This is a genomic window from Burkholderia sp. WSM2232, from assembly GCF_000472545.1.
GTDB lineage: Bacteria > Pseudomonadota > Gammaproteobacteria > Burkholderiales > Burkholderiaceae > Paraburkholderia.
In genome coordinates this window covers 1-25,967 of record NZ_AWZV01000037.1, presented here as the reverse complement: position 1 = coordinate 25,967, position 25,967 = coordinate 1, and the positions used below count along the sequence as shown (strand labels likewise).

Below are 25,967 nucleotides of genomic sequence, written 5' to 3'. Positions count from 1 at the left end.
TTCGCCGCGACGCGCCAGGCCACGCATATATACGTTAATATTCAACGCATTATGCAGCACTCTTAATGCATCGCCTCAAGAATCGAACAGCCCATCGCTCGCAATACCGAGCACGTCGCACCATCTGGAAAACACAGACAAAGGGAAGCCGATGACCACGCCCGCGACCGTCTTGCCCCGCTGGACTCTGGCCGTGCCGCTCGTCGCGTGGATCGTGCTCGGTGCGGCCTATGTGTTGCCGGGCAATGGACTGTTGCTCGCCCTGGTGGGGCTCGCGCTGTGTTCGGCGGTATTTGCCGCCGTGCACCACGCAGAAGTGGTCGCGCATCGCGTCGGCGAACCGTTCGGCACCCTGGTGCTGGCGGTCGCGGTCACGGTGATCGAGGTCGCGCTGATCATCTCGGTCATGCTGACCTCCGGTCCTGAGAAAGCCGGACTCGCGCGCGACACGGTGTTTGCCGCTGTCATGATCGTCTGTAACGGCATTGTCGGACTGTGCCTGCTGGTGGGCGGCATCCGCCATCGCGAGCAGGATTTCCAGATTCGCGGTGCGGCTGCAGCGCTCGCCGTGCTCGCGTCGTTGTCCGTGCTGACGCTCGTCATGCCGAACTACACCACGACTCATGCCGGTCCGGTGCTGTCGTCGTCGCAACTGGCGTTCGCCGGGGTGTCGTCGCTCGTGCTATATGGCGTGTTTGTGTTCGTGCAGACGGTCCGGCACCGCGACTACTTTCTTGCCGACGTGCCCGACGAAAACGCGCACGCCGCGCCGCCTCGCGCCGCGCTTGCGCTTACGAGCGGCGGCTTGTTGCTGGTATGCCTGGTCGCGGTCGTGCTGCTGGCCAAGCTATTGTCGCCGGTAGTCGAAACAGCGGTTGAAAACGCGGGCGCGCCGCCGGCGGTGGTCGGCATCGTGATCGCCGCGCTCGTGCTGCTGCCCGAGGGTCTGGCCGCAGTGCGCGCGGCGCGCGCAGACCGCTTGCAGAACAGTCTGAATCTCGCACTGGGTTCGGCTCTCGCCAGTATCGGCCTGACCATTCCGACCGTGGCGGCCGTCTTTCTGACGACGGGCGAACCGCTCGTGCTCGGCATCAACGGCAAGGAAACCGTGCTGCTGTTGCTGACGCTACTGGTCGGCACACTCACGCTCAGCACCGGACGCACCACGATTCTGCAAGGCGCGGTGCATCTGTCGCTGTTCGCCGCCTATCTGTTCCTGTCATTCGCGCCCTGACGCATTGCCTTCGACGCGAGCCCGCGTTCACTCTTCCCAATGCGCCGCGATCCAGTCGCGAAAGAGCTTCAGCTTTTGCTGATGCGCGACCGAGTCCGGATGCACGAAGTAGTAGCGCCACCCCGTCTTGAGCACGGTGTCAAAGGGCCGAACGAGACGCCGCGCGGCCACGTCTTCGTCTATCAGCGCGAGATCGCTGATGGCCACCCCGAAGCCCTGCAACGCCGCATTGGTCGCCATGTCGAGCGTGTCGAAACTCGGACCGTGTTCGGCGTCGATGGCGCGCGCGTTGACGGGGTCCGTTTCGGCAACCCTCGCAAGCCACATCTTCCAGTCCCGATGATCGCGAGTCGGATGCAGTAGCGTATGACGCGCCAGATCGCCGAGCGCGGTGAGCGGCTTGTCCTTCAGCAGATCGGGCGCACACACGGGCGTCAGACGCTCTTCGAAGAGCGGCACCGCTTGCACGTCCGCTCCCGGCGACGAGCCATAAATGATGGCCGCATCGAACGGTTCCAGCTGGAAGTCGACGTCGTGCTGCCATGTCGTGGTGATCTGCACGTGCAGCTCCGGATACTCGGCCTGGAAGCGCATGATTTTCGGCAGCATCCAGCGCATCACACAGGTCGGCACCTTCAGCGCGAGATCTGTGCGCTGCCGTGTAAGGCGCAGCGAGATCTCCTCGATGCGCGCGAAACTTTCCTTTACCGCCGGCAGCAGCAACTCACCTTCGGCGGTGAGCGTGAGGCCCTTGGCGTGACGCTTGAACAGCGGGAACTTGTAGTAGTCCTCGAGCGCGATGATCTGCCGGCTCACCGCTCCCTGCGTGAGACACAAATGGTCGGCGGCGCGCGTGAAGCTGCGATGGCGCGCCACCGTTTCGAAAATCTGCAGTGCGTTGAGCGGCGGAAGTCGTCGCATCTAAGTGTCCGGATAAGAAAAAGTCATTCTGGCCGGCACGCCGGCAGCCTCTCGCGCCGCACCCGCCGGCCCCACAGGATACGCGATTGCGCCCACTGCGACGAATTGCGGCGGACCCTGGCCGCATGCGTGTGGCTCATGCGTCAGGCGACGCACGGCTTCATTCGCTTCACCGGGCGGCGGCGGGCCCACGATGCCGGTCGCATGAGCTTACGTCATGGCCTCCATGCGGATATTTCGTTTGTTGAGGGATTTTGGCAAACCTAGAGTCCAGCTCATTCCAATACGCGTTTTACGACAGAGGACAAACCATGAACCAGCCCAAGCCCGTTCAACCGAAGTCGATCGCGCGCCGCGCGTTCGCCACTCTTGCCGCGGCGCTCGCCGTCACCGCCGCCGGCGCGCTGAGCGCGTTCTCGCCGGCCGCCCATGCCGATGCGCTGGATAACATCGCCAAAACGGGCACAGTGCGTATTGGCGTGTTCATGGACTATCCGCCGTTCGGCTCGATCGGCCCCGACATGAAGCCGATGGGCTACGACATCGACGTGGCCAATCTGATTGGCCGCGCGCTCAACGCAAGGGTGGAACTCGTGCAGGTAACGGGCGACAACCGCATGGCCTACCTCGCCGACCGCAAGACCGACATGCTGCTGTCGGTGGGCCAGACGCCGGAACGCGAAAAGGTGATCGACTTCTCCAAACCCTACGCGCCCTACTACCTCGCCGTATTCGGCCCGAAAGCCTTGCCCGTGAAGAATGCAGCCGACCTCGCCGGCAAGTCCATTTCGGTGGCGCGCGGCACGCTGGAAGACCTGAGTGTCACGAAAATCGCGCCGCCCACCGCGAACATCAAACGTTTCGACGATCCGAACGGAGCAATTTCGGCGTTTATTTCTGGTCAGGTACAGTTGATGGTCGTCGGCAACGACGTGGGCGCCACGATTCTCGCGCGTCATCCCGCGAACGATCCCGAGCAGAAGTTCTCGCTGTTCAGCTCGCCGGACCACGTCGGTCTGAACAAGAACGAGCCGCGCCTGAAGCAGAAAGTCGACGAAACCATCGCCAAGGCTCGCAGCGACGGCACCATGAATGCGATCTCGCAGAAATGGTTGCGTGCGCCGCTGCCTGCCGACCTCTGAATTTACGGTACGGAGTTTGACCTCACGATGAGCGCCAAGTCATGACCTATGCGTTCGATTTCAGCGGCTTCGGCCTCTATGCGGGCATGCTCGCGCACGGCGTGGCCGTCACTCTCGCGCTGACCGCCGTCTCGACGTTGCTCGGCGGCCTGCTCGGCATTGCCGGCGCGAGTGTCGCGGTGGCCGGCCCCGCATGGGCACGCTGGGTGGTGGCGAGCTACGTGGAGTTGATCCGCAACACGCCGTTCATCGTGCAGCTCTTTTTCGTGTTCTTCGGCCTGCCGAGCCTCGGCATTCATATCGACGAAATCCAGGCCGCGATTCTGGCGATGACGGTCAACCTGGGCGCCTACGCGATCGAGATCGTGCGCGCCGGCATCGATTCGATCTCGCGCGGCCAGATCCAGGCGGCCCAGGCGCTCGGCCTGCACGGGCGCCAGGTGTTCCGCTACGTCGTGTTGCCGCAGGCGCTCGCCAACGTGTTTCCCGCGCTGCTAAGCCAGGTGCTGATCGTGATGCTGGGTTCGGCGGTCGTGTCGCAGATCTCCGTGCCCGACCTCACCTATGCGGCCAACTTCATCCAGTCGCGTAACTTCCGCTCGTTCGAAAGCTACGTGATTATCACCGCGACGTATCTGCTGCTCTCCATTGCGCTACGCCAGATTCTCAACCGGTTTGGACGCGGCCTGTTCGCCGGGCGAGCCGCGCGCGGGTCGGAAAGCACGCCGCGCGGCTGGCGCGCGCGCCTCATGTGGCGAGCTCCCCGCACTCTGCCGACGGAGCGTTGATCATGGTCGAATTCACCCTTTGGGACATCGCCCGCAACCTGCTGCTGGCCGCTCGCTGGACGGTGCTGCTCTCGCTGATCGCGTTTGTGGGCGGCGGCCTGGTGGGCCTTCTGCTGCTCGCAATGCGCGTGTCGCCTGTCGCCTGGCTGCGCCGCATCGTCGTGCTGTATGTGGAAGTGTTTCAGGGCACGCCGCTGCTCATGCAATTGTTTCTGGCCTTTTTCGGCTTGCCGCTCGTCGGCGTGGACGTATCGCCGTGGGTCGCGGCCACTGTCACGTTGACGCTTTATACAAGCGCGTATCTGGTCGACATCTGGCGCGGCTGCGTGGAAGCCGTGCCGCGCGGTCAATGGGCCGCGGGCGCGAGTCTCGGCATGACATTCGGCCAGCAGTTGCGCTATATCGTCTGGCCGCAGGCATTGAAAATCGCCGTCGCGCCGACGGTCGGTTTTCTCGTGCAGGTGGTCAAGAGCACGGCGCTTGCGTCGATCATCGGCTTCACGGAATTGACCAAGACCGGCACGATGATCACCAACGCGGCGTTCCGCCCGTTCCCCATCTACGGCATGGTCGCCATGATCTACTTTGCGATGTGCTTTCCGCTCACGTGGTATGCACGCGTGCTGGAAAAGCGCAACAAGGTGGGCCAGCATCGTTAGCCACCAGCGCAGCGGCATGAACGCGAACTCACGGCTCGCGCAAAAAAAAGCGTCGACCGCCGCAAGACGGTTGACGCTTTTTTCATGTGCCGCTGGTCGACCAGATGAACCGGTGCTAACGCGCAGCTTGTGTCGACTTGCGCAGCTTCGCTACCTCGGCGGCCGTGACTGCCGGCGCGCCGTTGTTCCAGCCGGCGCGCACGAAAGTGAGCACGTCGGCGATCTGCTGATCGTTCAGCACCGGCGCGTACGTCGGCATTGGATACGGCGCGGGAATGCCGCCGATCACAAGATCTTCCGTGCCGTTGAGCGTGACGTTGATCAGCGACGACGCGTCTTTCTCCAGCACGTTCGGATTGCCGGCGAGCGGCGCGAGCATTGGCGCGAAGCCGCGCCCGTCGACGCCGTGGCAGTGCATGCAGTACGCAGTGTAGACGCGCGCACCGGCATCGTTGGCCGCACGATTGAGCGACACCCTGGTTGCTTGCGGATCGTACGTGTAAAGCGGCGCGCCGTTGCCGCCCGCCGGCGCCAGCGACTTCAGGTACGTCGTCATCGCGGCGATGTCGGCGTCGTTCAGCGCCTGCGTGCTGTTGTTGATCACGCTCGTCATCGAGCCGAATGCGGACGCGTGCCGATTCGCGCCGGTCTTCAGGAACGCCTGCAAGTCCTGATCGCTCCAGCGCCCGAGGCCGACGTTATGCTCGCCCGTCAGGTTGGCTGCGAACCAGCCATCGAGCAGCCCGCCGGTCAGAAACGCGCTGCCGCTTTCGTCGAGCGCCTTCTCCTGGAACGCAATGCCGCGCGGCGTATGGCACGAGCCGCAATGCCCCAGCCCCTGAATCAGATACGCGCCGCGATTCCACGCGATGTCTTTGCCCGGCTTGTTCTGATACACGCCCTTTTCGAGGAACACCATGTTCCAGAGCTTGAGCGGCCAGCGCATGTTCATTGGCCACTTGATATCCGACTCGCGATTGGCCTGCTGCACCGGCGCGACGCCGCTCATGAAGAATGCGTAGAGCGCCTTCATGTCTTCGTCGTTGACCTTTGCATACGACGGATACGGCATGGCCGGATACAGGTTGTGCCCGTCTTTCGCGACGCCTTCGCGCATGGCGCGCGCAAAGTCCTGCTCCGTGTAGCGGCCAATGCCGGTTTGCGGGTCCGGCGTGATGTTCGTCGTGTAGATCTGGCCCATCGGCGTGTTCATCGGGAGGCCGCCCGCGAACGGCTTGCCTTTCGGGGCGGTGTGACACGCCACGCAATCGCCTGCCTTCGCGAGGTAGGCGCCGCGCTGGACCAGCGCCGGGTCCGCTGCCGTTGCTGCCGTTGCTGCCGTTGCTGCCGCCGTGGCCGTCGCTGCCTGCATCAGCAGCGGCAACGCGACACCCAGCGCCGCGCCGAAACCCTTCAATGTGCTTTTCATATCGGGCTCCCGTTAAGCGGTTTGCAACTGGCTGCCCACCGGCAATTGCCGCAGACGCTTGCCGGTCGCCGCGAAAATCGCGTTGGTCAGCGCCGGCGCGAGGGCCGCCGTGCCAGGTTCGCCGATGCCGCCCGGCGCCTCGCTGCTCTTCACGATATGCACGTCGATAGGCGGCGCCTGGTCAATGCGCAGCATCCGGTAGTCGGTGAAGTTGTTCTGCTGGACGCGGCCGTCCTTGATGGTGATCTCGCTATAAAGCGCCCCCGTAATGCCGAAGATGATGCCGCCTTGCACCTGCGCCTCCACCGTGTCCGGATTGACCACCATGCCGCAATCCACCGCGCACACCACACGCTTGACCGCGACCTCGCCCTGTTCGACCGCGACCTCGACGACAATCGCAAAGTAGCTGCCGAACGCGTGCATGACCGACACGCCGCGCCCCTGGCCTTTCGGCAGCGCGCTGCCCCAGTTGGCCGCCTGCGCAGCGGTGTTGAGCACGTTCAGCGCGCGCGGCGTCTTGCCAAGCAGATCGTGCCGATACTTGACCGGGTCGACCTTCGCCTCGGCCGCGAGTTCGTCGATGAAACTCTCCACTACGAAGGTGCTGCGCGTCGGGCCGACGCCACGCCAGAACGCGGTGGGTATCGCGTGCGGCTCCTGACGCACGTAGTCGACCAGCTGGTTCGGCAAGTCGTACGGCAGGTCCGCGGCCACCTCCACCGCGTCGGGATCGAGCCCGTTCTTGAACGCGGGCGGCGCGAAGCGCGCGAGGATAGACGAGCCGACAATGCGGTGCTGCCATGCAAGCGGCTTGCCGTTCGCGTCCAGACCCGCGGAGATCTTGTCGTAGTAGTACGGGCGATACATGTCGTGCTGAATGTCTTCTTCACGCGTCCACAGCACTTTGACGGGCGCCGACACCTGTCGGGCGATCTTGACCGCCTGCGTGACCATGTCGAATTCCAGCCGCCGCCCAAAGCCGCCGCCGATCAGATGGTTGTGCACGATGATCTTGTCGGCGGGCAAGCCGGTGACGGCCATCGCCGCGTCGCGCACGCGCGTGGGCACTTGCGAGCCGAGCCAGACTTCGCAGCTGTCGGGCCGCACGTGTACCGTGCAGTTGATCGGCTCCATCGTGGCGTGCGCGAGAAACGGCTGCTGGTAGATCACATCGACGCGCTTCTTCGCGTTCGAAAAAGCCTGCGCGACGTCGCCTTCCTTGCGCGCCACCGCGCCGTCGCGCTGCGACGCATGCGCGAGATCGTCGACGATCTGCTTCATCGAAACACTGGCGTTCGCGCCTTCGTTCCACTTGATGTCGAGCGCCTGCAAGCCCCGTTTGGCAGCCCACGTGTGGTCGCCGATCACGGCGACCGCGTTGTCGATCTTCACGACCTGACGCACGCCGGGAATCTTTTTCGCGTGGGTATCGTCGACGCTCGCGAGCGTGCCCCCAAACACCGGACAATTGGCGATGGCCGCATAGACCATGTCGGGCACGCGCACGTCAAGACCGAAGCGGGCGGTGCCGTCCACCTTTTCCGGAGAATCGAGGCGCTTGACCGCCGTGCCGACAATCCTGAAGTCCTTCGGATTCTTCAGCGGCACGTTCTGCGGCGCGGGCAATTTCGCGGCCGCCTCCACCAGTTGGCCGTAACCGATGCTGCGATTGCTCGCCGCATGAATGACCTGGCCGGCCTGCGCATGGCAGCTCGCCGCATCCACCTGCCATTGCTGCGCGGCCGCGCTGATGAGCAGCGTGCGGGCCGTCGCGCCGGCCCGGCGCATCGGCTCCCATGCATAGCGGATCGAGGTGGAACCGCCGGTGAGCTGGCCGCCGAGCAGCGGGTCCATGAAGAGCTTTTCGTCGGGCGGCGCATGATCGAGCGTGACGGTGTCGAGCGGAACCTCCAGCTCCTCCGCAATCAGCATCGGAATGGAGGTGTACACGCCCTGCCCCATTTCGACCTTGGGAATGATCAGCGTGACCTTGCCTGCTGTGTCGATCTGAATAAACGCGTTCGGTGCGAACACACCGTTTTGAGGCGTTTCGTTCCCGTCGCCGCCGATCACGGACTTGCCCGCCTTCTGATCCTGACTGACGGCCGGCATGCTGAAGCCGAGCAGCAGGCCGCCGCCCGCCGCCGCGCCCACGCTCACCCCGAGCTTGAGGAATGTGCGGCGCGACAAGCCGCGTGGTTCATGCGATCCGGCTTGCGGGCGCTTCGCGTCGCGATGTGCATCGAGCAATCCTTGCGACATGTCAGACTCCCTTCGCCGCATGCTTGATCGCCGCGCGGATGCGGTTGTAGGTGCCACAGCGGCAGATGTTGCCGGCCATGGCGGCGTCGATGTCCGCATCGCTGGGATTGGGGTTGCTCGCAATCAGCGAGGCCGCCGACATGACCTGGCCCGACTGGCAGTAGCCGCATTGCACGACGTCGAGTTGACGCCAGGCCTGCTGCACTTTCTGACCGGCCGGCGTGTTGCCGACTGCTTCGATGGTGGTGATTTTTTTGTCGCCGACAGCCGCAGCCGGCAGCACGCACGAGCGCACAGCCACGCCGTCGAGATGCACCGTACACGCGCCGCATTGAGCAATGCCGCAACCGAATTTCGTGCCGGTCAGACCGACAAGGTCGCGCAAGACCCACAGGAGTGGCATGTCAGGCGGTGCGTCGACGGTATGCGTCTCGCCGTTGATGTTGAACGTTGTCATGAGCGGTTCCTTGTGGGTTTATCTTTATTCGGCTCTTTAGACCAGCATGCCGATCAAAAGGCAATGACTTGCCGCGTTTATTCGAGAGTCCGGACTAATGTGCGATGCCCATGCGCGGCCCGCGAGAAGAGTCGCTGCACTGGTGCACTGTGAGGTCCGGCGATTGTAGCCGCGCGCAAAAAAGTTCGCCTGGAGCGTGCACGCGCTCATTCGGATTACGGAGGTCACCCTCGCATATGGTTGCGTGAATATGCCAGGTCATGGCGATCCTGGCCTTGCATCATGCGCAGGATATAGTCCTTGCGCTCCTCGTCGTCCTTGTAGAGGTGATATACGTAGGCGAGCGGGTCTTCATCCTGGTCGCGCTCCGCAGCGAACTTGTTGAACGTTGGATCGTGAGCCCACCATGCGTCATATTCGACGCTGAATTCGTTGATGGTGAATGTCGTGGTTTTCTTCTCGAAGTTGTGGCCATAGCGCACATCGCTAGCCGGGCCAATTTCCCATCGTTGCGCCTCGAGTTGAAGGTACATCCGCCCATCTTCCGCATACTGCACGAACGTCTTGCCCTCGACCGGAAACGCAAAACCACGCACGGGCAATGACTCTGATCCGGTAAGAGGCGTCAGACGGCCCGTTGGCTTTTCCAGCACCAGGCGCGGTCTGTTCGGCAGGGTGCGCACGACGATTTGGGTTTCGCTCATTTGACTTTCGCGATGCCTGCGAGAATGTCCATGGACGGGTTGGTGCGGGTTGCGCCACAGCGGAGTCAGGCGCATACGCCTGTGCCCCGAAGTTGCTGCCGGTTATCGACAATCTGGCGGACCCTTCGGCCGCCTGCTGTCGACTGCACGGGGAAACGTTATCGGACCCCGTCCAGCATCCGGTTTCCCACAATGCATTATGTTGTAGTCCAAAAGCACCAGCCCGAACCTCCACGCCGACCCCCAGTGCAAATCACCGCGCCAACGACACCACGCCATTGCAAAAGGCACCCAACGCGGCCCGTGGCGCGCATTTTTGTTAGCATGGACGCGACCGCACCGACCATCCGAAGGAGACGCATCATGAACGACCAGCAATGCACCCAGTTCCTCTCGGATATCCGCAGGCCGCTGCTCGCGCTGCACAAGGCGATACTCGATCACGAGCGCTCGGCGTATGAGAAGGAGTTCGGCCCGGTCACGCCCGCTGCATTTCTGCAGGTGCTGATCAACGGCTCGGGGTTCCGCTGGCTCACGCCGCTTTCCACGATCATCGCGAACGTCGACGAGATACTCGACGACAAGGAAGCCGATTCGGCGGACCGGCTGGCCGCGGCCGAAGCGGTCACCGGCCTATTTTCCACAGATCAGCCGAACAATATTTTCTTGCCGCGTTATCTGCCGCTGTTGCAGGCCGATCCGGGCATCCTGCATCTGCATGGGCAGGTGTCGCAGGTGCTGCGCGGCGCGCAGACCAGGTAGACCGCTCGCGCTCACTGTGTCGCTCCCGCTCGCTGCCATGACCGACTGGCCACTTCCCGAGACCTACACGTTCCGCGATCAGACCGTGCGCTTTGCGGTGACAGGAACCGGACCGCCGCTCGTGCTCGTGCATGGCACGCCGTTCTCGTCCTATGTGTGGCATCGCATTGCGCCTCATCTGGCGCAGGCGCGCACGGTCCATTATTACGATCTGCTCGGCTATGGCCAGTCGCAGATGAGCGATGGGCAGGACGTGTCGCTCGGCGTTCAGAACGTCTTGCTCGCCGAGCTGCTCGCACACTGGCAAGTGAAGAGCCCGGACGTGATCGCCCATGACTTCGGCGGCGCAACTTCGTTGCGCGCGCATCTTATCGACGGTTGCGAGTATCGCAGCCTGACGCTGATCGATCCGGTCGCACTGGCGCCGTGGGGCTCGCCATTCGTGCAGCACGTGCGCCGCCACGGCGATGCGTTCGCCGGCCTGCCGCCCTACGTTCATGAAGCCGTGGTGAGCGCCTATGTGCGCGGCGCGATCGCGCGCGACATCACTGACCAAGAGCTCGCGCCCTATGTCACGCCGTGGCTCGGCGCAACAGGACAAGCCGCGTTCTACCGGCAAATAGCACAAATGGATCAGCGCTATACCGATGAAGTCGAGCCGCGCTACTCGCAGCTGCGCTGTCCAACGCAGATTCTATGGGGCGAAGAGGACCAGTGGATTCCGCTGGAACGCGGCCGGCGTCTTGCCGGGGTGATTCCCGAGGCGCGTTTTCAGGCCGTGCCGCGCGCGGGCCACCTGGTACAGGAGGACGCGCCGGAGGCCATCGTCGCGGCGGCGCTGAGGTGGCTCGACTGACGCCGCCGCGTCAAGCGCTCAGCGGCGCTCTAGCCTCGTCCTTGCGGCAGATACGGCATCGGATCGACAGGTTTGCCGTCGCGACGCAATTCGAAGCCGACTGACACGCGCGAATTGTTTTCGTCGCCCATTTCGGCGATCTGCTGACCCTGTCGAACGATGTCGCCAGTTTTGACCAGCAGCTTGCGGTTATGCGAGTACGCGGTCAAAAAGTCCTTGTTGTGCTGCACGATAATCAGACTGCCGTAGCTGTTCAAGCCCGTGCCAGCGTACATGACCTTGCCGTCGGCGGCCGCGCGAACCGGATCGCCCGGCTTGCCGCCAATCTCGATGCCGCGCGTCTCGCCCGGCTGGAACGCTTCGACGACCCGGCCGCCCGCGGGCCACGCCAGCGCCACGCTGTTTGCCCGGCGCGTGACCTGTTGCGCGACTTCGCGCGCTTCTGCGGCACTGGGCGCTTGAGCTGCCGGCGAGCCTGGCAAACCCGCTACGGCGGGAGCCTGCGCGGACGACGCAGCTTGCGTGGCAGCGGGGGCCTGCGCGGACGATCCACTTGGCGTGGCTGCGGGAGCCTGCGCGGACGACGCACCTGGCGTGGCAGCGGCAGCTTTTGCCGCTGCCGCTGCGGCATTCACCGCCTGCACGGTTTCCGGCGATGCCACGCGCAACGCCTGGCCGTTCTTCAGCCGCGATGACGCTTTCAGTCCGTTCCACGCCTGCAACTGCTTGACGCTGCAATGGTGACGCTGTGCAATGCGCGCGAGCGTGTCGCCGCGCTTCACGCGATAGACCAGCGGCTGCGCCTTGCTGGCCGGCGCAGCCTGCGCCGCACCACCACCTCTCGCGGCATTCGCCGACGAAGGCGCTACGCCCGCGCCTTGCACGCTCGCTGCACCCGCCACGGGCACGCCCGACGCCACCGGTGCCACCGATGCCGCTGCGTCCTGCCCGGACTGCTGTCCGACGTTGGCGCAACCGCTCATTGCGAGCGCGAGCCAGGCGCCGGCGACGCCTGTCACCATTGCTCTGTCGAAGCGCTTTCCCATCATGTTCGACTCCTGCTTGTTCTGTCGGCGGGCCGGACGCCGCCTTGCCGCCTCACCACCGGACTGCGATGCGCGCGGTACGCTGACGCTCGCTCTTTCGCGTGGCGACCCGCCGAGCGTCTTGCGACCGTCACCGCTGGCGGGCGGCTGGCCCTACCGGTTTTTCGACTCTTCGACTCTTCGACTCTTCGACTCGTCGATTCGCCGCTCACGGCGGCGGCGATTTCGGGAGCTCAAGGCCGCCACTTTCCACAGATGGAACCAGATGGCGATTAAATTTCCAGCGGGATTGTAAAGTGGGTTTTACACAAAACGCGGTGCGTCCAACAGTCTGATACAAACTTTACGCACCTTCCTTTGAGCAAAGCGTTGTGCGTACAACCATTGCGCGCGCACCGAGCGCAACTCCAGCGGCACCGACGCCATCTGCATAACGGCACGCCAGTGCCAGAACTTGAGTCGCCGGTTCCAGAAACGCGATGACCGGGGCGCGCAGTCGGGTCGGGTACATGTCGGCGCCTGACGGTGCTCATCGTTGCGCTCGCGCCCATGCTTTAGGATTTTTCCGAAGCCGGATTAGGAAACGGACGATAGGTTGCGAAGCGCAAAAAAAATATTCTTAGGTTTTCCCTGAAGTGGACCGGCGGCGCAACGCCGGTCCACAGCTCAACGGAACACCTTCCCTTCAGAATATTTTTTTGCTTCGTCAGCCTGCATCCGGGCGATGAAGAAGTCGAGGCTCAAGTGGATTCTCTTACATCAGCCAACCGCTTCATGGGCGGTTTCTTCTTTGGCGCCATAGTCGCTACGGTCATCATGGTGGTGCTTTGCGTCGGCGGCGAATTTTCGCCCTTCATGGCGAAACTGCATGCGCTCGAGCAGGTCATCGCCACGGTCGTGATTTCACTGCTCATTTCCGATACCAAACCGCTTCTGTATAAAACCGTCTGGAGCGAGCGCCGCAGCAGCTTCATTCTCGACGAAGACCTCAACGCAACATTGCGCGGCAGAACCTTTGGCATTCCCGCCGGCGTGATGGTCGGCATTCTGGTTCAAAACCTTCTGACTGCTTAAGCACTGAGTCACGCACACCGCGCGCGCCGCCTAGAATTTATGACGGATCGCGGCGCGCACCACCACCTGTTTCGATGTCGATGAAGGCGCCTGCGCGCCAGGTATAAACGCTTCGTCGAGTATCGAATACGTCGAGTCGCCAGCGACCTGCTGGTATTCGCCCTGAATGTAGACGTCGGTTCGTTTCGACAGGTTGTAATCCGCCATCAGGCCGAACGAGTGGATTTTCGGTTTGACGCCGCCGCTCGACGCATCATAATTCTCGATCGTGTAGACGTACTGCGCGCCGACAAACAGCATCGGCGAAATCTGATATTTTCCGTTGAGCTCGAAGTTCTGATATTTCAACGAGTTCAGCAACACGCCAGGCGGCACGAGCGGCGTAGTGCCGAGATAGCCATTGCCGGTCGGATTCAAATATCTTGAATTGCTATATACGAACCCCGCGGTAGCCGGCCCAAAGCTATAAGTAATGCCACCGCCGAACACCCGCATGCGGGCGGCGAGGAAACTGGCGTCATTGGCCGTAATCGCGCCGTTCGCGCCATTGCCAGGATTATTCGCTCGCAAATAAGCGGCACTCACGAGCAGACCGCCATACGCGTACTGCCCGCCCAGGCTATATGCGCGGTTATTGCCGAAATTCGTGGCGTTGCTGAAGCTGTAGGTACCGCCGAATCGAAAGCCGCTAATTGACGGGCTTGTGTATTTAACCGTGTTGTCGAGGCGAAACGAGTTGTCGGTGTTGTCGTTGTCGTAAGGATGCGAGAAAAGCGAACCGGCCCAGTTGCCATTCGCCGTGCTCTGCGCAAGATAATCGACCACTGAATCGTATTGCCGCCCGAGCGTCAATACGCCATATCGCTCCACGCTCAAGCCGACAAAGGCCTGCCGTCCGAACAGGCGGCCGCCCTGATTCAGCCGCCCTGAACTCACGTCGAAACCATTTTCCAGCTGGAAGATCGCCTTGAGCCCGCCGCCGAGTTCCTCGGTGCCCTTGAGCCCCCAGCGGCTGCCTTGCGCGTAACCGCTTGCCAGTTCGTAGACGTGTCCGCGGCGGGCGTTGTTCGTGTAGTTGATGCCTTCGTCGAGTACGCCGTACAGCGTGACGCTCGTCTGAGCGGACGCGGCGGCGCTCCAGGCGGCTGAGACAGCGGTTGAAACAGCGAGCGCCAACACTTGCCTGTTCATGACGATCCCCCTGCACCCGAGTAAGGGCCTGACTCGATAGGACGCCTTCTTCTTGACTCTATGACAACGCGCTTCTGGAAGTCCGACGCGCTTGTGGGAAATCGTCACACGCCGGAACGCGTCCGTCCATTGGGTGTCGCGTGGATCTGTCAAAACGTTGCGAAATCTCCACTGTCCTAAAACGCCTGATCCGCTTGCGGCCCGGCGGAACGGACTCTGCAGTGTGCGGTTCTCAGCAGACTTGTCACAGAAAGAAATATAATCGCCCACTTTCGCGGCACCGAAGCGGAACTCCGCCGTGCTGCGGGAGTCATTTTTACTGCCCGATGCAAGCCCGCCTGCTTGCGGCAGGCCAAAGCGGCAACGCGAGTTGCGGCCGCCACGCAGCATCACTCCACTATTCCAAAGCCTTGTGAGACGCCCGACGCGCTAAAAGAGCGCGCCGTCGCACGGGGCTTGCTTTTGGCATAAAAACAATGCAACCGTCGCAATCCCGTTTAATCGAGCTCGACTTTTTTCGTGGACTCGTCCTGCTGATCATCGTGGTGGACCACATCGGCGGCAGTATTCTGTCGCGCATCACGCTGCATGCTTACGCGCTGTGCGACGCGGCCGAGGTGTTCGTGTTTCTCGGCGGATTCGCGACCGCCACGGCCTACGCAGCACTCGCCGAGCGGCGCAGCGAGAGCATCGCGCGCAATCGCTTCCTGCGGCGCTCGCTGGAAATCTATCGCGCATTTCTCGTGACCGCCGGGCTGATGCTGCTCGTGAGCGCAGTCCTGAACGCATTCAGCATCGAGGCGCCCAATCTCGCCATCACTGACCTGGACGACCTGATGGACACGCCGCTTGCCGCCTTGCGCGACATCGTGCTGTTGCGCCGTCAGCCTTATCTGGCGTCCGTGCTGCCCATGTACGCGTTCTTCGCGCTGCTCGTGCCGATGATCCTGCCGCTCGCGCGCAGCAAACCCTGGCTGCTGCTCGCGGGCAGCGTCGCACTATGGGCAGGCGCGCCGGCGATCGCCGCTTACCTGCCCGCCTCGCCGGACATGCATTGGGACTTCAACCCGTTCGCGTGGCAGTTGCTGTTCGTGGTCGGCGTGCTCGCGCGTTGCCAGCCGGTTTATCAGCGCGTCAGCCAGCACCGCCTGGGCTGGCTCGTGACGCTGGCCGCATGCTCAGTCGCGGCTGTCGCGGCTTATTACAAGCTCTTCATCGAGCGCGAGCCGCTCGATCCGACCTTCAAGCAGAACCTTTCCTACTTGCGGGCGGTTAATTTCCTCGCCATCGCGTGGCTCGTGGCCAAGCTGACCGAGCTGGGCTGGGCCAGGAAGCTCGCGCAGTCGCTGCCGCTCGTCGGCCTGATCGGGCGCAAAGGCTTGCTGTGTTTCATTGCCGGCGCCGTGATCTCGCTCGTGGTGGACTCAGTGCTGTATGCCGCCACCGACGGCTACCTGAACTATCCACTCGGTCTGCTCGCCGACGCATGCGCGGTCACGGCGCTTGTCGCCGTCGCGTGCGGAACCGAGCCGCTCAAGCGCCTCGTCACGCGTATGGTCGGCACGCGGCTTCGCACGTGGCCGTGAGTTTCGCGGGCCGGCCGTGGCCTACCAGGTCGCACCCTTGGTCAAAGCGTCTCGGGATGCTGATAGCATGACCGCCGCGTCCCATTTGACGTGGCTGCTTCCTACCGCGACATGCGTCTATTCCTACATTCCACGCTGGTCCTTCTGTGCGCCGTCTGCGGTGCATCGCCGTTCGCCAGCACCATAACGAGCCGCAGCTTCCATTCGCCCGCCTTGGGCCGCGACTGGTCCTACACGCTCTATCTGCCGACAGGCTACCGTCCCGACGCCGCGCGCATTCCGGTGCTGTATCTCCTGCATGGCAACAATGGCGACGCAAACGACTGGATCAGCCGCGGTCATCTGCAAAGCACGCTCGACACGCTCATCGAGCACCGCGATATTCCACCGCTTGCAGTCGTGATGCCGCAAGGCGGCACGGACTGGTACGTCGACCGCAAGGAAAAGATGGAGACGGCGTTCTTCGAAGATCTGCTGCCCGAGATCGAAACGCACTACGCAGTCTCCACGCAGCGCGCGGGGCGCATGATCGGCGGGGTGTCGATGGGCGGCTTCGGCGCATTGCGCTATGCGATAACGCAGCCGGAGCGCTTTTGCGGCGCGCTGCTGCTCAGTCCCGCCATTTACGCCAACGAGCCGCCACGCGGTTCGGCGGCGCGCCGCGTGGGTGTGTTCGGCGAACGTCAGTTCGATCCGCGCATCTGGCACGAGCTGAACTACCCGGCGCAATGGGAACGTTATATGAGCCGGCCCTATCGCGTGCCGATGTTCATCGCGGCCGGGGACGACGACCTCGCGATCCAGGCCGACGCCTCCCTGCTTTACACGCAGCTTCGACTCGCGGGCAATCCCGCGGCGCTGCGCATCATCGACGGCGGTCACACGTGGGACGTGTGGAGCGCGCTGCTACCGGGCGCGCTCAAATACACCCTCGGCTGCACGAAACTGCCGGCGCTCGAACATCCGTCGAACCAACGGCCCTAAGCGCCCGCCCCGCATCGCACGCACCCGCATCGCACGCACCCGCACCGCACCGCACGCACCGCACCACAACCGGGCGTGCAACTATTGCACGAGGTCGGTCCACAGCACCATCAACACGGTCATGAGCGCGGGGCCGATAAAGAGGCCAAGCAGCCCAAAGGTCTCGGCGCCGCCGAGAATTCCGAACAGTACCAGCAGGAAAGGCAGCCGCGTCGAATTGCCGATCAACACCGGCCGCACGAAATGCTCGGCGACGAAAACCACGATCGAACCGAACACCAGGAGGCCAATTGCATCGGCCACCGATCCCTGCGAGAACAGCCACAACGCTGCCAGACTGAACGTGATCGGCGCGCAGAACGGCAGCATTGCGGCAATCGCGGTAATGAGCGCGAGCAGCGCGACGTGCGGCAAGCCGGTGACGAAATAGGCGACGCCCAGCAACGCGCCTTCGCCGAGCCCAACCACCACCAGGCCCGATACGGTGCCGCGCACGGCTGTGGCCATGCGCTGGACAAGCTGCGCGCCGTCTTCGCCGAACCCGCGCTGCAAACCTCTCGCGAGGGCCCCGGACAGACGCGGCCCCGCCTGAAAGATCACGAACAAGGTCACCAGCATGAAGGCGAATACGGTCACCGCATGCACGGCGCGCGCGCCGAAGTGGCGCCCCAGCGTGACGACGGTGGTGCTGTGCAAGCCCTTCATCGCGGCCGAATCGCGCAGAGGCGGCGCGAGGTAGGCTTGCCACCACGCCTCGGCCTGGTGCACGCCGAACGGCAAATGGTGAATGAAGTCCGGCATCGCAATGCCGTTCTCCTGCGCCGCCTTGAACCACTCGCTCAGATCGTGTGCTTCGCGCAGCGCCTGAGCGATGCCGACGCCTACCGGCAGCACGACCAGCAACGCAATCGCGAGCGTCAGTGCGGCGGCGATCAGCGTGGTGCGCCCGCTCAGCCAGCGGCTACCCTCGACCATGCGCAGCAGCGGCCATAGCGCAATCGCGAGCACACCCGCCCATCCCACTACCGCAAGAAAATCGCGCACGACCCACAACGCCAGCAGCACGAGTCCGATGTAAAGCGCGAGCGAAGCGGCCTTCTGTTTCTTCACGCGCTCGGGCGTCAACAGTGCCTGCGTGGGGTGTTTCGGATACGCCGATTCGGACCCGGCGGCGGGTGGACGTGAATTCATGTTGACTCGAATGTGAATACCGGGAGTGCACGCGAGCCGACCCAAAAAAAGCAAACCCGTTAGACTGGCGGGACGCGCTCGCACAATGACCATGACATCTTAAAGGATGCGCGTGCACGTCTGCCTGGGCGATCTGGCTGTCTCACCAGCTACAACACTGCGTTGCAAAAAGCGCTCCTATCTGTTTTCCATCGACCGCACGCTCCGCTAAGGCGCGCCCATTCAACGCTCATAAAAAGTCAAGTCGGATTGTTGCTATTTGGGGAACAGTGTTTCAACGGGGACACAATGGCTTAGAAGCGCGCGCGGGACTAAATTCGGCACACCCACAAATACGGAGCCGACGATGATGACCCTGGAGTCCATCCCCCTTGACGGTACCAACGGCGTACGCATCGAGATTCTCGAGCGCTCCGACACGACGCTGGTGATCCGCTGGGTCGAGCCGGGACGATGTCATTACGGCGAGCAGCGCTGGCGGCGCAGGTCGGCGCATACGTCGGGAACGTGCGCAGTGTCGCGTCGCAAGATCCGCCGCGGCGACGCGGTGTTCAAGCCGGCCGAGCGGCCGGCGCCCGCGAACGCCTCGGCGATGATCTGTGCCGAAATACTCGGCGCGCTGCCTGCCGAAGCCTGAGTCGCCGTCGCCCTGTCCGCCGTTATGCGCCGCGAGGACCGCGTAACGGCGCAACGTGCGGCGCATCGCATCGCCGCCGCGTAAAACCGTATAAAAGCCACCGGATTGCGGCCCTTCGCCACGTGCGTTAAGGTGGACCTGCTTGCGTCACATCATCCTGCTGGCTGCACGCCTGACGGTACAGTGACACGCATCTCCACCCATCGCGCCGTGCGCGGCACGGCGCCGTTTAAGGGCACACCATGGCAGAAGACACGCCGCATCCGTCCGCCAGGCCGGACACCCGCGCGGCCAGCGCGCCCCCCGCTCCGCTAGTCGCTCCCCAGCAGTTTTCCACCGACGTCCTGCTCGAAAAGTACGCGAAAGGCGACGAGCAATCCGCCGACGACGTCTTCAGGCGCGTCGCGCACGGCGTCGCCGCGGCCGAACCGGCGGTGTTGCGCGAATCCGTGGAAGCGCTTTTCGTCGACAATCTGCGGCACGGCGCGCTCGGCGCAGGCCGCATCATGAGCGCCGCGGGCAGCGGGATCGCCGCCACGCTGATCAACTGCTTCGTGCAGCCGGTCGGCGACGCGATCCAGGGCGTCGACGAACAGGGCCTGCCCGGCATCTACGTCGCGCTGCTGCAGGCGGCGGAAACCATGCGGCGCGGCGGCGGCGTTGGCTACAACTTCTCCGCGATCCGGCCCAAGGGCGCGCGCGTTCATACCACGAGTTCGTCGGCATCCGGGCCGTGCAGTTATATGGACGTGTTCGACGCATCGTGCCGCACGGTGGAGAGTGCGGGCTCGCGGCGCGGCGCGCAGATGGCCGTGCTCGACTGCGATCATCCGGACCTGCTCGAATTCATCGAGGCGAAGCATTCGAAGGGCCGCTGGAACAACTTCAACGTATCCGTTGGCGTGACCGACCAATTCATGCGCGCGGTCGAGGAAGATGAGCCGTGGCAGCTCGTGCATCGCGCAGAGCCGTCGCCGGCGCTGCGCGCGGCCGGCGACATGCGTCAGCGCGACGACGGCATGTGGGTGTACAGCGAGCGGCCGGCGCGCGAGATCTGGGACCGCATCATGCGCTCCACGTATGACGTTGCGGAGCCGGGCATCGTCTTCATTTCGCGGATGAACGAAGACAACAACCTGCGCGCCGTCGAAACAATTCGCGCGACCAATCCCTGCGGCGAGCAGCCGTTGCCCGCTTACGGCTGCTGCAATCTCGGCCCGCTCAATCTCACGCGTTTCGTGCTCGAGCCGTTTGCGCAACTGAAAGGCCGCAAGCCCTCATTCGATTGGGACGGCCTCGCACAACGCACCCGCACACAGGTGCGCTTTCTGGACAACGTGCTGGACGTGACGCTCTGGCCGCTGCCGCAGCAATACGACGAATCGCGCGCCAAACGCCGTATCGGCGTGGGTTTTACGGGTCTCGGCGATACGCTCGTGATGCTCGGCCTGCGCTACAACTCGCAGGAAGGTCGCGACTTCGCCGTGCGCATTGCGCGGCTGATGCGCGACGAGGCGTACCGCGCGTCGGTGGAACTCGCGAAAGAACGCGGCGCGTTTCCTCTGTTCGACGCAAAGCGGTATCTGGAGCCCGGCACCTTCGCGTCGCGCCTGCCGGAGGACCTGAAGGACGCAATTCGCCGCGACGGCATTCGCAACAGCCATCTTCTGTCCATCGCGCCGACCGGCACAGTCAGCCTCGCGTTCGCGGACAATGCGTCGAACGGCATCGAGCCGGCCTTCTCCTGGACCTACAAGCGCATGAAGGTGATGGCCGACGGCAGCCGCGAATCGTTCGATGTCGAAGATTACGCGTACCGGCTGTATCGCGAACTGGGCGGCGACGTGAGCCGGCTGCCCGACTACTTCGTCAGTGCGCTGGAAATGTCCGCGCGCGATCATCTCGACATGATGGCGGCGGTTCAGCCTTACGTGGACACGTCGATTTCGAAGACCGTGAACGTGCCCGCCGACTATCCGTTCGAAGCCTTCGAAAGCCTCTATTTCGACGCATGGAAAAGCGGACTGAAGGGCCTTGCCACCTACCGCCCGAACGAAACGCTCGGCGCGGTGCTGAGCGTGAGCCCGGCTCAGGCGGACGACACGCTCGCCGAGAGCGACCTCGATCCGCTGCGTATCGCGATCGATCATCGGCCCAAGGGCGAGTTGCCTGCGATCATCGAGAAGGTCGAGTATCTGACGCAAGCCGGCAAGAAATCGCTGTACGTCGCCGTGTCGTTCATCGAGGTAACCGGGCGCCTGGGCGGCGAAGACGTGACGATCGAGCGGCCCATCGAGTTCTTCATTCCGACCGGTCAGCGCGACGAATCGCAGCAATGGATCACGGCGACCATGCGCTCGTTGTCGCTCGCGGCGCGCGGCGGTTTCGTCGCGCGTAATCTGCAGGACATGCGCAAGGTCTCGTGGGACCGCGGCCAGGTGCGGCTTGGCGAGGTGCAACGTCTGGACGGCCACCGCACGCCGCGCTGGCACGATTCGGAAGTGGCCGCGCTCGCCTTTGCCATCCAGCAGATCCTGCACCGCCGCGGCTTTCTTGACGCTGAAGGCAATCAGGTTCCGTCGCGCCTGCTCGCCCGCTTGCCGCGCGGACAGATGAAAGCCGAAACGGCGCTGCCCGCGGACTTCGGCATTCGTGCGCATCCGGCGGACGCGGAAACGCCGGAAATGGCACCGCCTGGCATGGTGCCCGGACTGCATACCATGCTCGGGCGCAAATGCGGTTCGTGCGGCGCGAACGCCGTTATCCGCAAGGACGGCTGCGACTTCTGCACGGCCTGTGGCGAGGTGGGCGCTTGCGGCTGAGTTAGCCGACTGACGCCTGAACAGCGGGTGGCTGCGGCGCGGCATCGTTGTCGATGCGCGCCGCACCCGCAACCGTCTTTTTTCGAGCGACTCAACGGGACCGTAGAATAGCCAGACTTTCTGCGACGAGAACCTCATGCCGGATATTTCGCCTCACGTCCCCCAGCCTTCCAACGACGATTCCAAAATGTTCGACCTTGCGCCCGTCTCGCTGTGGGTCGAAGACTTTAGCGGCGTGCGCGATCTGTTCGACACATGGCGCGCCGAGGGCGTGACCGACCTGCGCGCGTGTTTCGCCGAAGCGCCCGCACGGGTCGCCGAATGCGCGCGTAGCATTCGCGTCATCAAGGTCAATCAGAAGACGCTCACGCAATTCGAGGCTGCGGACTTCGACACGCTCAACGGCAACCTTGCTGCCGTGTTCCGCGACGACATGCTGAAGACTCATCTCGAGGAACTCTGCCAGTTGTGGGCCGGGCAATTGCACTTTACGAGCCAGACCGTCAACTACACGCTCACCGGGCGGCGACTCGACGTGCTGCTCAAAGGCTCTGTGCTGCCGGGGCACGAAGAACGCTGGGACCGTGTGCTCGTTTCGGTGGAAGACATCACCGAACTGGAGGGGGCAAGACACCGCGTGACGCTCGCCGAGGAATACGCACGCGGCCTCTTCGAACATTCTCCGGTATCGCTGTGGGTGGAGGATTTCAGCGCCGTGAAGCAATTGCTCGATGGGGCGCGGGCGGCGGGCATCAGCGATTTTCGCGTGTTTACCGATGTGCACCCGGAGTTCGTCGAACGCTGCATGCAGGAGATTCATGTGCTCGACGTGAACCAGCACACGCTCGACATGTTCGCCGCGCCCGATAAGAAGACACTGCGCGCCCGCCTCGCCGACGTGTTCCGCGACGACATGCGGCCGCATTTCCGCGAGCAGTTGCTGGACTTATGGGAAGGCAAACTATTCCAGCAGCGCGAGGTGCTCAACTATTCGCTCGACGGCAGCGAAGTGCACGTACACCTGCAGTTTTCGGTGCTGCCGGGACATGAAAACGACTGGGACCTGGTACTCGTCGCGCTGACCGACATCACCGCACGCAAGAAGGCGGAGGCTTACCTCGAGTTTCTGGGCAAGCACGACGTGCTGACGAAACTGCGCAACCGCTCGTTCTATGTCGACGAACTGAACCGGCTCGAGCGCAAGGGACCTTGGCCCGTAACGATCATCATGGCCGATCTGAATGGCCTGAAACGCGTGAACGATCAACTCGGCCATGCTGCCGGCGACGCATTGCTGCGCCGCGCCGGCGAAGTGCTTGCCAAGGCCATGGAGACGCCGTTTCAGGCCGCGCGCATTGGCGGGGACGAATTCGCGATTCTGATGCCGGACACGGACGAGCGCGGTGGCGCGGCGATGATGGAAGCGATCTGCAAGCTGGTCGAGATGAACAATCAGTTCTACCCCGGCTCGCCGCTCAGCTTTTCGATGGGCGCGGCGACCTGTCAGCGCGGCGACCGCCTGGAAGCGGGCGTACAGCGCGCCGATCTGCTGATGTACGAGGAGAAGCGCTCGCACTACGCCAATCAGCTCGACCCACAGGCGAGCGGTCCGCAATGAACCGCGGTGACGCTGGCCGCGTGCGCGTCGGCTTTCCCTACACCGCCGTCACGTAGCGCGCGACAGGCTTGACGATACGTGGCGGCGGCGAATCGTAGATTGCGCGCATGCGTTTGACCTCGTCGACGGGACTCAGGCCGAAAAGACGCTTGAATTCGCGGCTGAACTGCGACGCGCTTTCGTAGCCCACGCGCGCGGCGGCCGCGCCCGCATTCAGACCGTCCTGCACCATCAGCAAACGCGCGTGATGCAAACGCGTGGTCTTCACGTATTGCATCGGCGAAGTCGCCGTCACGGCCTTGAATTGCGCGTGAAAAACGGCGAGGCTCATGCCGGCTTCGGAGGCGAGCGTATCCACATCGAGCTGGCCGTGATAGTCCGCATGAATACGGCGCAGTGCTTTGGCAATGCGCCCGAAGTGATTCTGATGCATGAGCGCTGCGCGAATCGCATCGCCCTGCTCGCCGGTCAGCACGCGATAACAGATTTCGCGCACTATGCCGGGCGCGAGAATGCGCGCGTCGACCGGCGACATCAATGCGTCGAGCAAGCGCTGCACCGCGCTGCTCAAGGCTGGATCGAGCGGCGTGGAATAAATGCCGAGCGGTTCGTTGCGTGCAGCGCCCTGCGTTTCGTTGAGCGCCATCAGCAACTCGGCGACCACTGCCAGATCGACCCGAATGGAGATGCCGAGAAACGGTTCGTCGATGCTCGCCTCGGTCTCGCATTCGAACGGCAACGGCACGGACAGCACCAGGTATTGCTGCGCGTCGTACTGAAACACCTGATCGCCGAGATAACCCCGCTTGCGTCCCTGGCACACGATCACAATGGACGGCTCGTACATGACGGGCATGCGCGGCATCGGACTGTTCGCGCGCATCAGGCTAACGCCGTCGAGGCTCGAGCCGGTCATGCCCGGCTTTGGCGCAAGCGTGTCGAAGACTTCGATGAGGCGCTGCTGTGCGGCAGGGGCAGCGGCAATTTCGGCGGCAGACGGTGATGGTCCGGACGGTAACGGCGACATGACGATATAGTGACGGCAAGAGGATAATGCCTGAAATTTAGCATCAAACAGGCTGCTGCGCTCCATTCGCGGAGTTTTAGGCAAACCTTCAAGATATTCAGGTATTCACTGGCCCACTACGGGCTTCTAACATGGGAACCCTGCCTGCACGACCTTTTCCGCGCCTCGCGGCATGGGGTCGGCAGCTCACATTCGATGAGTCCGCCGTCGCGGCCCGCGCCGCTATTTGGCGCTGCTGTCCCGCGCCGCGAGGCCGGCTTCGAATGGCAAACCACGGCAAGGTTGGCTGCATCGGCGACGCACGTCGCCCATCTTCGGCGCCTTGCAATCTCACTCTCTTTGCCGGAGCTACTCATGAGCACGACGTATGCCTATGCTGCGAACGACGCCAGCGCGCCGCTCGCCCCGTTCGAAATCCAGCGCCGCGCACTGCGCGCGCACGATGTGCAGATGGAAGTACTGTTTTGTGGCGTGTGTCACTCCGACCTGCATCAGGCCCGCAACGAGTGGAAGAACACGGTGTATCCGGTGGTGCCGGGTCATGAAATCGTCGGCCGCGTGACTGAGGTGGGTCCGGATGTCACGAAGTACAAAGTAGGCGACCTGGTCGGCGTGGGTTGCCTTGTCGACTCATGCCGTGCTTGCGCAAGCTGTGCGGAAGGCCTCGAGCAGTATTGCGAGAACGGTTTTGTCGGAACCTATAACGGCGTGGACCGCGTCGACGGACAGATCACCTACGGCGGTTATTCGACGCAGCTCGTCGTCGACGAGGAATTCACGCTGCGTGTGCCGCAGAATCTCGATCCGGCTGGCGTCGCGCCGTTGCTGTGCGCGGGCATCACCACGTATTCGCCGCTGCGCACGTGGGGCGCCGGTCCTGGCAAGAAGGTCGGCATTGTCGGCCTCGGCGGCCTCGGCCACATGGGCGTGAAGCTCGCGCGCGCAATGGGCGCGCACGTGGTGCTGTTCACCACGTCGCCTTCCAAGATCGAGGACGCGAAGCGGCTTGGCGCGCACGAGGTAGTGATTTCGAAGAACCCGCAGGAGATGGAAGCGCATGCGAATAGCTTCGATCTGATTTTGAATACGGTGGCCGCGCAGCACGACCTCAATCCGTTCCTGAACCTGCTCAAGCGCGACGCAACGATGACGCTGGTGGGCGCGCCCGAGCACGATCATCCATCACCGCAAGTATTCAACCTGATTTTCAAGCGCCGCCGGCTGGCCGGTTCGCTGATTGGCGGCATTGCCGAGACGCAGGAAATGCTGGACTTCTGCGGTGAGCATGGCATTACTTCGGATGTCGAAGTGATTCCCATGCAGAAGATCAACGAGGCTTATGAGCGGATGTTGAAAAGCGATGTGAAGTATCGGTTTGTGATTGATCTGGATTCTTTGCGGAAGTGATTTCAGGTTTTTGGCTGGGGTGGGGTTTGTTCTAACCCCCTTGGCCTTTCCTTGAGATCACGGTGGTCTATTAGTGTTGCCCCTGTGCGGGGCGGCACTTACTTTCTTTGCCGCCGCAAAGAAAGTAAGCAAAGAAAGCGGGCTCAAACCGCCAGCTCATAAGTGGG

22 protein-coding genes are annotated in these 25,967 nt (G+C 63.2%); 13 read left to right on the top strand and 9 right to left on the bottom strand.

The window, feature by feature from the left end:
• The first annotated feature begins 151 nt into the window (after positions 1-151).
• A complete protein-coding gene (locus F757_RS0126645) occupies positions 152-1,234 on the top strand; it encodes a calcium:proton antiporter (RefSeq protein ID WP_027214048.1) in 1,083 nt (360 codons plus the stop codon).
• Positions 1,235-1,261: 27 nt separating this feature from the next.
• Here the strand turns inward: F757_RS0126645 and F757_RS0126640 are convergent, their stop codons facing one another.
• Complete coding sequence (locus F757_RS0126640) at positions 1,262-2,155, bottom strand: LysR substrate-binding domain-containing protein (protein WP_027214047.1); 894 nt, start codon at positions 2,153-2,155, stop codon at positions 1,262-1,264.
• A gap of 311 nt (positions 2,156-2,466) precedes the next feature.
• Between F757_RS0126640 and F757_RS0126630 the strand changes: the two genes are divergently transcribed.
• The 3 genes from F757_RS0126630 to F757_RS0126620 are packed head-to-tail and all read left to right on the top strand — an operon-like array spanning position 2,467 to position 4,744.
• Entirely contained in the window at positions 2,467-3,297 is an 831-nt protein-coding gene (locus tag F757_RS0126630; protein WP_027214045.1) for a transporter substrate-binding domain-containing protein, read from the top strand.
• Positions 3,298-3,338: 41 nt separating this feature from the next.
• Positions 3,339-4,085 carry an amino acid ABC transporter permease gene (locus F757_RS0126625; RefSeq protein ID WP_027214044.1) on the top strand — a complete coding sequence of 249 codons (747 nt, stop codon included), beginning with the start codon at positions 3,339-3,341 and terminating at the stop codon, positions 4,083-4,085.
• A gap of 2 nt (positions 4,086-4,087) precedes the next feature.
• The gene (locus F757_RS0126620) at positions 4,088-4,744 is read left to right on the top strand and encodes an amino acid ABC transporter permease (RefSeq protein WP_013343208.1); all 657 of its coding nucleotides are present in this window, start codon (positions 4,088-4,090) and stop codon (positions 4,742-4,744) included.
• Between the two features lie 115 nt (positions 4,745-4,859).
• Here F757_RS0126620 and F757_RS0126615 read toward each other — a convergent pair whose 3' ends face one another.
• From F757_RS0126615 to F757_RS0126600, 4 genes are all read right to left on the bottom strand, one after another.
• A complete protein-coding gene (locus F757_RS0126615) occupies positions 4,860-6,173 on the bottom strand; it encodes a c-type cytochrome (RefSeq protein WP_027214043.1) in 1,314 nt (437 codons plus the stop codon).
• A gap of 12 nt (positions 6,174-6,185) precedes the next feature.
• Positions 6,186-8,438: a xanthine dehydrogenase family protein molybdopterin-binding subunit gene (locus tag F757_RS0126610; protein ID WP_027214042.1), complete on the bottom strand. Its 2,253-nt coding sequence runs from the start codon at positions 8,436-8,438 to the stop codon at positions 6,186-6,188.
• Position 8,439: 1 nt separating this feature from the next.
• Complete coding sequence (locus tag F757_RS0126605) at positions 8,440-8,895, bottom strand: (2Fe-2S)-binding protein (protein ID WP_006053023.1); 456 nt, start codon at positions 8,893-8,895, stop codon at positions 8,440-8,442.
• Positions 8,896-9,119: 224 nt separating this feature from the next.
• A complete protein-coding gene (locus F757_RS0126600; RefSeq protein ID WP_027214041.1) occupies positions 9,120-9,599 on the bottom strand; it encodes a hypothetical protein in 480 nt (159 codons plus the stop codon).
• 363 nt (positions 9,600-9,962) lie between these two features.
• Here F757_RS0126600 and F757_RS0126595 point away from each other — a divergent pair, with 363 nt between their 5' ends.
• Together F757_RS0126595 and F757_RS0126590 are read left to right on the top strand one after the other, a co-directional pair.
• Positions 9,963-10,361, top strand: coding sequence for a hypothetical protein (locus tag F757_RS0126595; protein ID WP_027214040.1), 399 nt, complete (start codon positions 9,963-9,965; stop codon positions 10,359-10,361).
• Positions 10,362-10,398: 37 nt separating this feature from the next.
• A complete protein-coding gene (locus F757_RS0126590) occupies positions 10,399-11,217 on the top strand; it encodes an alpha/beta fold hydrolase (protein ID WP_027214039.1) in 819 nt (272 codons plus the stop codon).
• A gap of 29 nt (positions 11,218-11,246) precedes the next feature.
• On the opposite strand, the gene F757_RS0126585 is transcribed toward F757_RS0126590, so the two are convergent.
• Positions 11,247-12,266, bottom strand: coding sequence for a peptidoglycan DD-metalloendopeptidase family protein (locus F757_RS0126585; RefSeq protein ID WP_232221462.1), 1,020 nt, complete (start codon positions 12,264-12,266; stop codon positions 11,247-11,249).
• 741 nt (positions 12,267-13,007) lie between these two features.
• Between F757_RS0126585 and F757_RS0126580 the strand changes: the two genes are divergently transcribed.
• Positions 13,008-13,337, top strand: a complete 330-nt coding sequence (locus F757_RS0126580; RefSeq protein ID WP_027214037.1) for a hypothetical protein — start codon at positions 13,008-13,010, stop codon at positions 13,335-13,337.
• Positions 13,338-13,367: 30 nt separating this feature from the next.
• On the opposite strand, the gene F757_RS0126575 is transcribed toward F757_RS0126580, so the two are convergent.
• On the bottom strand, positions 13,368-14,528 hold the full coding sequence (locus F757_RS0126575; RefSeq protein WP_027214036.1) for a porin: 1,161 nt from the start codon (positions 14,526-14,528) through the stop codon (positions 13,368-13,370).
• 476 nt (positions 14,529-15,004) lie between these two features.
• Between F757_RS0126575 and F757_RS0126570 the strand changes: the two genes are divergently transcribed.
• Together F757_RS0126570 and F757_RS0126565 are read left to right on the top strand one after the other, a co-directional pair.
• Positions 15,005-16,114, top strand: a complete 1,110-nt coding sequence (locus tag F757_RS0126570; RefSeq protein WP_027214035.1) for an OpgC domain-containing protein — start codon at positions 15,005-15,007, stop codon at positions 16,112-16,114.
• 111 nt (positions 16,115-16,225) lie between these two features.
• Positions 16,226-17,098 carry an alpha/beta hydrolase gene (locus F757_RS0126565; protein WP_027214034.1) on the top strand — a complete coding sequence of 291 codons (873 nt, stop codon included), beginning with the start codon at positions 16,226-16,228 and terminating at the stop codon, positions 17,096-17,098.
• An 81-nt stretch (positions 17,099-17,179) separates the two neighbouring features.
• Here the strand turns inward: F757_RS0126565 and F757_RS0126560 are convergent, their stop codons facing one another.
• Positions 17,180-18,289, bottom strand: a complete 1,110-nt coding sequence (locus tag F757_RS0126560; RefSeq protein WP_027214033.1) for an AI-2E family transporter — start codon at positions 18,287-18,289, stop codon at positions 17,180-17,182.
• 349 nt (positions 18,290-18,638) lie between these two features.
• Here F757_RS0126560 and F757_RS0126555 point away from each other — a divergent pair, with 349 nt between their 5' ends.
• From F757_RS0126555 to F757_RS0126545, 3 genes are all read left to right on the top strand, one after another.
• Complete coding sequence (locus F757_RS0126555; RefSeq protein ID WP_027214032.1) at positions 18,639-18,926, top strand: DUF3331 domain-containing protein; 288 nt, start codon at positions 18,639-18,641, stop codon at positions 18,924-18,926.
• Positions 18,927-19,168: 242 nt separating this feature from the next.
• Complete coding sequence (locus F757_RS0126550; protein ID WP_027214031.1) at positions 19,169-21,748, top strand: adenosylcobalamin-dependent ribonucleoside-diphosphate reductase; 2,580 nt, start codon at positions 19,169-19,171, stop codon at positions 21,746-21,748.
• A 136-nt stretch (positions 21,749-21,884) separates the two neighbouring features.
• Complete coding sequence (locus tag F757_RS0126545; RefSeq protein ID WP_027214030.1) at positions 21,885-23,366, top strand: sensor domain-containing diguanylate cyclase; 1,482 nt, start codon at positions 21,885-21,887, stop codon at positions 23,364-23,366.
• Between the two features lie 37 nt (positions 23,367-23,403).
• Here F757_RS0126545 and F757_RS0126540 read toward each other — a convergent pair whose 3' ends face one another.
• A complete protein-coding gene (locus tag F757_RS0126540) occupies positions 23,404-24,393 on the bottom strand; it encodes an AraC family transcriptional regulator (RefSeq protein WP_027214029.1) in 990 nt (329 codons plus the stop codon).
• Between the two features lie 354 nt (positions 24,394-24,747).
• Between F757_RS0126540 and F757_RS0126535 the strand changes: the two genes are divergently transcribed.
• On the top strand, positions 24,748-25,800 hold the full coding sequence (locus F757_RS0126535) for an NAD(P)-dependent alcohol dehydrogenase (protein WP_027214028.1): 1,053 nt from the start codon (positions 24,748-24,750) through the stop codon (positions 25,798-25,800).
• Positions 25,801-25,967: the final 167 nt, after the last annotated feature.